The sequence below is a fragment of the Kluyvera sichuanensis genome (assembly GCF_014218705.1).
GTDB classification, from domain to species: Bacteria; Pseudomonadota; Gammaproteobacteria; order Enterobacterales; family Enterobacteriaceae; genus Kluyvera; species Kluyvera sichuanensis.
The window spans coordinates 36235-42863 of record NZ_JABBJF010000037.1 but is presented as its reverse complement, the minus strand read 5'-3'; the positions used below and the strand labels follow the sequence as shown (position 1 = coordinate 42863).

Annotated in this window: 7 protein-coding genes; all 7 read left to right on the top strand. The window is 52.6% G+C overall.

Annotated features, from left to right (window positions below; genetic code table 11):
* Positions 1 to 148, top strand: a 148-nt coding sequence (locus HII27_RS24025; RefSeq protein WP_396402018.1) for a transketolase-like TK C-terminal-containing protein, incomplete at its 5' end; no start/stop codon positions are given.
* 296 nt (positions 149 to 444) lie between these two features.
* A complete protein-coding gene (gene epd / locus HII27_RS24020) occupies positions 445 to 1473 on the top strand; it encodes an erythrose-4-phosphate dehydrogenase (RefSeq protein WP_185669881.1) in 1029 nt (342 codons plus the stop codon).
* A 39-nt stretch (positions 1474 to 1512) separates the two neighbouring features.
* Positions 1513 to 2676 (top strand): phosphoglycerate kinase, encoded by a 1164-nt coding sequence (pgk, locus tag HII27_RS24015; protein WP_185669880.1) that lies wholly within the window; start codon positions 1513 to 1515, stop codon positions 2674 to 2676.
* Positions 2677 to 2768: 92 nt separating this feature from the next.
* Positions 2769 to 3848, top strand: coding sequence for a class II fructose-bisphosphate aldolase (fbaA, locus tag HII27_RS24010; protein ID WP_185669879.1), 1080 nt, complete (start codon positions 2769 to 2771; stop codon positions 3846 to 3848).
* A 188-nt stretch (positions 3849 to 4036) separates the two neighbouring features.
* Positions 4037 to 4894 (top strand): small-conductance mechanosensitive channel MscS, encoded by an 858-nt coding sequence (locus tag HII27_RS24005; protein WP_185669878.1) that lies wholly within the window; start codon positions 4037 to 4039, stop codon positions 4892 to 4894.
* Between the two features lie 201 nt (positions 4895 to 5095).
* On the top strand, positions 5096 to 5731 hold the full coding sequence (gene argO, locus HII27_RS24000; protein WP_185669877.1) for an arginine exporter ArgO: 636 nt from the start codon (positions 5096 to 5098) through the stop codon (positions 5729 to 5731).
* Positions 5732 to 5816: 85 nt separating this feature from the next.
* Positions 5817 to 6575 carry an oxidative stress defense protein gene (locus HII27_RS23995; protein WP_185669876.1) on the top strand — a complete coding sequence of 253 codons (759 nt, stop codon included), beginning with the start codon at positions 5817 to 5819 and terminating at the stop codon, positions 6573 to 6575.
* Positions 6576 to 6629: the final 54 nt, after the last annotated feature.

Here is a 6629-nt window from a genome sequence, read left to right as displayed (position 1 = left end):
CGCGGACTACTGGTTCAAATACGTGGGCCTGAACGGCGCAATCGTCGGCATGACCACCTTCGGTGAGTCTGCGCCAGCGGATCTGCTGTTCAAAGAGTTCGGCTTCACCGTTGAGAACGTGCTCGCGAAAGCGAAATCCCTGCTGTAATCTGCGTTTTCTCTGAAATGAAAGGGTCGCTTCGGCGGCCCTTTTTGTTTTTCTCTGGAATTTCTTTGCACATTATTCCAATCAAAATGTGATGCATGTCAGATATTAGGCGTCTCTGTCTGGACAATCATTCCTTTTATTCCTTGTTTCGCTTATTCTAGCTGAAGCGTTTCAGTCGATAAATTGTTCGACATTTAACCAATCAGTCACTGTTTGTGGCGGGTGAGGTTTCCCAAAGCGTTTGGCTGCATTACTCTGTTTGCCACTTTGCATCGGGACAACCTTGCAGGAGACCTATGACCGTACGCGTAGCGATTAATGGCTTCGGTCGCATTGGACGTAACCTGGTTCGTGCTTTGTATGAATCCGGACGCCGTGCGGAAATCACCGTGGTGGCAATCAACGAGCTGGCAGATGCTGCGGGCATCGCGCACTTGTTGAAATATGACACCAGCCACGGGCGCTTTGCCTGGGATGTTCGCCAGGAGCGTGAACAGCTTTTCGTCGGCGATGACGCCATCCGTCTTCTGCATGAGCGCACTATTGAAGCGCTGCCCTGGAAAGAGCTATCGGTTGATGTCGTGCTAGACTGTACCGGCGTATACGGCAGTCGCCATGACGGCGAAGCCCATATTGCCGCTGGCGCGAAGAAGGTGCTCTTTTCACATCCTGGCAGCAACGATCTCGACGCCACCGTTGTGTTTGGCGTTAACGAACATGAGCTGTGCGCCGAACACCGTATCGTGTCCAACGCCTCCTGTACTACGAATTGTATAATCCCCGTCATCAAACTGTTAGATGATGCTTATGGCATTGAATCGGGTACGGTCACGACCATCCACTCCGCGATGCATGACCAGCAGGTGATTGACGCCTACCATCCCGATTTACGCCGTACGCGCGCAGCAAGCCAGTCGATTATTCCGGTAGATACTAAGCTCGCCGCGGGAATTACCCGTATTTTCCCGCAGTTTGGTGACCGCTTCGAGGCGATTGCGGTGCGAGTACCGACCATTAACGTGACGGCAATTGACCTGAGCGTGACGGTGAAAAAGCCAGTAAAAGCAAATGAAGTCAACCAGTTGCTGCAAAAAGCAGCACAGGGTGCATTTCATGGTATAGTTGACTATACGGAATTACCGTTGGTCTCAACTGATTTTAACCACGATCCGCACAGCGCCATTGTCGATGGCACGCAGACGCGGGTGAGTGGGGCGCATCTGATCAAAACGCTGGTCTGGTGTGATAACGAATGGGGTTTTGCTAACCGAATGCTCGACACCACGTTAGCAATGGCCGCTATTGGTTTCAGGCTCGACGCTTGAGCGTCGACAAAACTTTAAGTATCAACGAGAGGATTCACCATGTCTGTAATTAAGATGACCGATCTGGATCTGGCTGGTAAACGCGTTTTCATCCGTGCGGACCTGAACGTACCAGTTAAAGAAGGGAAAGTAACCAGCGACGCACGTATCCGTGCTTCACTGCCAACTATCGAGCTGGCGCTGAAACAGGGTGCGAAAGTGATGGTGACTTCTCACCTGGGTCGTCCGACCGAAGGCGAGTACAACGAAGAATTCTCTCTGCTGCCGGTAGTTAATTACCTGAAAGACAAACTGTCTGCTCCGGTTCGTCTGGTTAAAGACTACCTGGACGGCGTAGAAGTTGCTGCCGGTGAGCTGGTTGTTCTGGAAAACGTTCGCTTCAACAAAGGCGAGAAGAAAGACGACGAAGCACTGTCCAAAAAATACGCTGCACTGTGCGACGTATTCGTAATGGACGCATTCGGTACTGCACACCGTGCACAGGCTTCCACCCACGGTATCGGCAAATTTGCTGACGTTGCGTGCGCAGGCCCGCTGCTGGCAGCTGAACTGGACGCGCTGGGTAAAGCACTGAAAGAACCTGCTCGCCCAATGGTGGCTATCGTTGGTGGTTCTAAAGTTTCTACCAAACTGACCGTTCTGGACTCCCTGTCTAAAATCGCTGACCAGCTGATCGTTGGCGGTGGTATCGCGAACACCTTCGTTGCTGCTCAAGGCCACAACGTGGGTAAATCCCTGTACGAAGCTGACCTGGTTGACGAAGCTAAACGTCTGCTGACGACCTGCGATATCCCAGTCCCAACTGACGTTCGCGTAGCGACCGAGTTCTCCGAAACTGCGGCAGCAACCCTGAAATCTGTTAACGACATCAAAGATGAAGAGCAGATTCTGGACCTGGGCGACGCGTCTGCAGAAAAACTGGCAGAAATCCTGAAAAACGCCAAAACCATCCTGTGGAACGGCCCGGTTGGCGTGTTCGAATTCCCGAACTTCCGCAAAGGTACTGAAATCGTTGCTAACGCCATCGCAGACAGCGAAGCGTTCTCTATCGCAGGCGGCGGCGACACCCTGGCAGCTATCGACCTGTTCGGTATCGCTGACAAAATCTCCTACATCTCCACTGGCGGCGGCGCATTCCTCGAATTCGTGGAAGGCAAAGTCCTGCCAGCAGTAGCAATGCTCGAAGAGCGCGCTAAGAAGTAAGCCATTCAAGGGCAGGGAAACCTGCCCCATTTTCAGCGCGCTTTATAGAGCTCGCACCTTTTCTAACGGCCGAAGATACAGGACTACGTAACATGTCTAAAATTTTTGATTTCGTAAAACCAGGTGTTATCACCGGTGATGACGTACAGAAAGTTTTCCAGGTAGCAAAAGAAAACAACTTCGCTCTGCCAGCAGTTAACTGCGTTGGTACTGACTCCATCAACGCCGTTCTGGAAACCGCTGCAAAAGTTAAAGCACCGGTTATCGTTCAGTTCTCCAACGGTGGCGCTGCGTTCATCGCAGGTAAAGGCGTGAAAACTGACGTTCCTCAGGGCGCTGCAATCCTGGGTGCTATCTCCGGTGCACACCACGTACACCAGATGGCTGAACACTACGGTGTTCCAGTAATCCTGCACACTGACCACTGCGCTAAGAAACTGCTGCCGTGGATCGACGGTCTGCTGGACGCGGGTGAAAAGCACTTCGCGGCTACCGGTAAACCACTGTTCTCTTCCCACATGATCGACCTGTCCGAAGAGTCCCTGCACGAAAACATCGAAATCTGCTCCAAATACCTGGCGCGCATGTCCAAAATGGGCATGACTCTGGAAATCGAACTGGGTTGCACCGGTGGTGAAGAAGACGGCGTGGACAACAGCCACATGGACGCTTCTGCACTGTACACTCAGCCAGAAGACGTTGATTACGCTTACACCGAACTGAGCAAAATCAGCCCACGTTTCACCATCGCAGCTTCCTTCGGTAACGTACACGGTGTGTACAAACCAGGTAACGTGGTTCTGACCCCAACTATCCTGCGTGATTCTCAGGAATACGTTTCTAAGAAACACAACCTGCCGCACAACAGCCTGAACTTCGTCTTCCACGGTGGTTCCGGTTCTTCTGCTCAGGAAATCAAAGACTCCGTAAGCTACGGCGTAGTGAAAATGAACATCGATACCGACACCCAATGGGCAACCTGGGACGGTATCCTGCAGTACTACAAAACCAACGAAGCTTACCTGCAGGGCCAGCTGGGCAACCCGAAAGGCGAAGACCAGCCGAACAAGAAATACTACGATCCACGCGTATGGCTGCGTGCAGCTCAGGCGTCCATGATCGCTCGTCTGGAACAGGCTTTCACTGAACTGAACGCGAAAGACGTTCTGTAAGATAAACCTGATTCTTGACCAAAGCCCGCTGCATAGCGGGCTTTTTTATTGCCTTTTCAATATGATGGGCTGGTATGAAAGTGTGACCGGCTTGGCAAAATACTGATTTTTTGTTTACCCTTTATACCTGCCTGTACTTTTACGGGTCGTTTTTAGTTTCCCATCCGGGTATCCATAAGGAATATTGAATGGAAGATTTAAACGTTGTCGATAGCATAAATGACGCTGGCTCCTGGCTGGTGCGCAACCAGGAATTACTGCTGAGCTATGCCGTCAATATCGTCGCGGCGATTGCGATCCTTATCGTCGGGATGATTGTGGCGAGGATTGTCTCTGGCACCGTCAACCGCCTGATGCTGGCGCGTAAAATTGATGCCACCGTAGCGGACTTTCTCTCCGCGCTGGTACGCTATGCGATTATCGCCTTTACGCTGATTGCCGCGCTGGGCCGTGTCGGTGTGCAGACCGCCTCAGTGATTGCCGTACTGGGTGCCGCCGGTTTAGCCGTAGGTCTGGCGCTGCAGGGCTCGCTCTCCAACCTGGCTGCTGGCGTACTGCTGGTGATGTTCCGTCCGTTCCGCGCGGGTGAATACGTTGATCTCGGCGGCGTTGCCGGTACCGTGCTCAGCGTGCAGATTTTCTCGACCACCATGCGTACCGTTGACGGTAAAATTATCGTGATTCCGAACGGTAAAATTATTGCGGGCAATATTATCAACTTCTCCCGTGAGCCTGCGCGCCGTAATGAGTTCATTATTGGCGTCTCTTACGATGCGGATATTGATAAGGTTAAGCAGATCCTGACCCGCATTCTTGAAGCGGACAACCGCATTCTCAAAGACCGCGATATTACCGTGCGCTTAAATGAACTGGCGCCGTCTTCAGTGAATTTTGTCGTGCGCGCCTGGAGCCTGAGCGGCGACCTGCAAAACGTCTACTGGGACGTGCTTGAGCAAATTAAGCGTGAGTTCGATGCCAACGGCATTAGCTTTCCTTACCCGCAGCTAGACGTGCATATGAAGCCGGGGAATGCTGCTCAGCAGTAATCGCTTCCATGCGGTAATAAGGCCGGGCTGATGCCCGGCTTTTTTTATGGACGGCGTAAACGTCTTATCCTGCCTATATTGGTACGCATAGCTTAAAAAATTATTAGTTAAATTTATTACTGATTAAAAATATCAATTTCCGCTAATGATTTTATCGCGTTATAGTCAGCGCCATTCCTGAACTATCTGAAGAAAACTATCGTGATATCTTACTATTTTCAAGGGCTTATGCTCGGTGCTGCGATGATCCTGCCGTTGGGGCCGCAAAATGCTTTCGTCATGAACCAGGGGATCCGTCGTCAATATCACCTGATGATCGCCTTACTTTGCGCCGTTAGCGATCTGCTGTTGATCTGCGCTGGGATCTTTGGCGGTAGCGCGCTGCTGACGGCTTCGCCATGGCTGCTGGCGCTAGTGACCTGGGGCGGCGTCGCGTTCCTGCTGTGGTATGGCTTTGGGGCGCTGAAAACCGCGATGGGCAGTAATATCGAACTGGCGACTGCCGAAGTAATGAAGCAGGGACGTTGGAAAATTATCGCCACCATGTTAGCGGTGACCTGGCTTAACCCACACGTCTATCTGGATACCTTTGTGGTGCTGGGAAGCCTCGGTGGCCAGCTGGCGGATGAACCAAAACGCTGGTTCGCGCTGGGCACAGTCAGTGCCTCTTTCCTGTGGTTCTTCGCGTTAGCGCTGCTGGCAGCCTGGCTTGCTCCACGTTTACGTACCGCCAAAGCACAGCGTATTATTAATCTCGTTGTCGGCGTAGTGATGTGGTTTATTGCATTTCAGCTGGCAAAAGAGGGCGTCGGGCATCTGCATGCGTTGCTGAACTAGGTCTCATCTGATGGACTTTCCCCTGGCAACGGCTAAGCTTGCAGGCAAGACCCCGTTGTCGGGTGATAACCAAGGAGATACAACAGTGAAGTTTAAAGTGATGGCTCTGGCTGCAGTAGTTGGGTTTAGCGCAATGGCGGTACAGGCAAATGAATTGCCGGACAGCCCACATATCGTGACATCGGGTACGGCGAGCGTGGATGCGGTTCCGGATATCGCGACGCTTGCCATTGAAGTCAACATAGCTGCCAAGGATGCCGCGAGCGCGAAAAAACAGGCCGACCAGCGCGTCGCGCAATATCTCTCCTTCCTCGAGCAAAACGGCGTAGCGAAAAAAGACATCAGCTCCGCGAACCTGCGTACTCAGCCAGATTATGACTACCAGAACGGTAAAAGCGTGCTGAAAGGCTATCGTGCGGTGCGTACCGTAGAGGTGACGCTGCGTCAGTTGGATAAGCTGAACTCGTTGCTGGATGGTGCGCTGAAAGCAGGGCTGAACGAAATCCGTTCTGTGTCGCTGGGCGTGGCACAGCCGGATGCCTATAAAGATAAAGCGCGTAAAGCGGCAATTGAAGATGCGATTCATCAGGCGCAATCTCTGGCGGCGGGCTTCCATAGCAAATTGGGGCCGGTATATAGCGTACGTTACCACGTCTCTAACTATCAGCCGAGCCCGATGGTGCGGATGATGAAGGCGGATGCGGCACCGGTTTCCGCGCAGGAAACTTACGAGCAGGCGACCATCCAGTTTGATGATCAGGTGGATGTGGTGTTCCAGCTCCAGCCTGAGCAGGCTGCGACTCCTGCGGCTCCAGCCGCAGCTCCAGCGCCTGCTGCTAAATAACGGATAGGGTGCAGGGGGCGGCGGTGCTTGCCCCCTCCCTGTATCCGCTCAATA

Excerpts from the sequence above, each read along its gene's own strand:
- epd (WP_185669881.1), top strand. The coding sequence starts at position 445 with ATGACCGTACGCGTAGCGATTAATGGCTTCGGTCGCATTGGACGTAAC.
- pgk (WP_185669880.1), top strand. The coding sequence starts at position 1,513 with ATGTCTGTAATTAAGATGACCGATCTGGATCTGGCTGGTAAACGCGTT.
- fbaA (WP_185669879.1), top strand. The coding sequence starts at position 2,769 with ATGTCTAAAATTTTTGATTTCGTAAAACCAGGTGTTATCACCGGTGAT.
- HII27_RS24005 (WP_185669878.1), top strand. The coding sequence starts at position 4,037 with ATGGAAGATTTAAACGTTGTCGATAGCATAAATGACGCTGGCTCCTGG.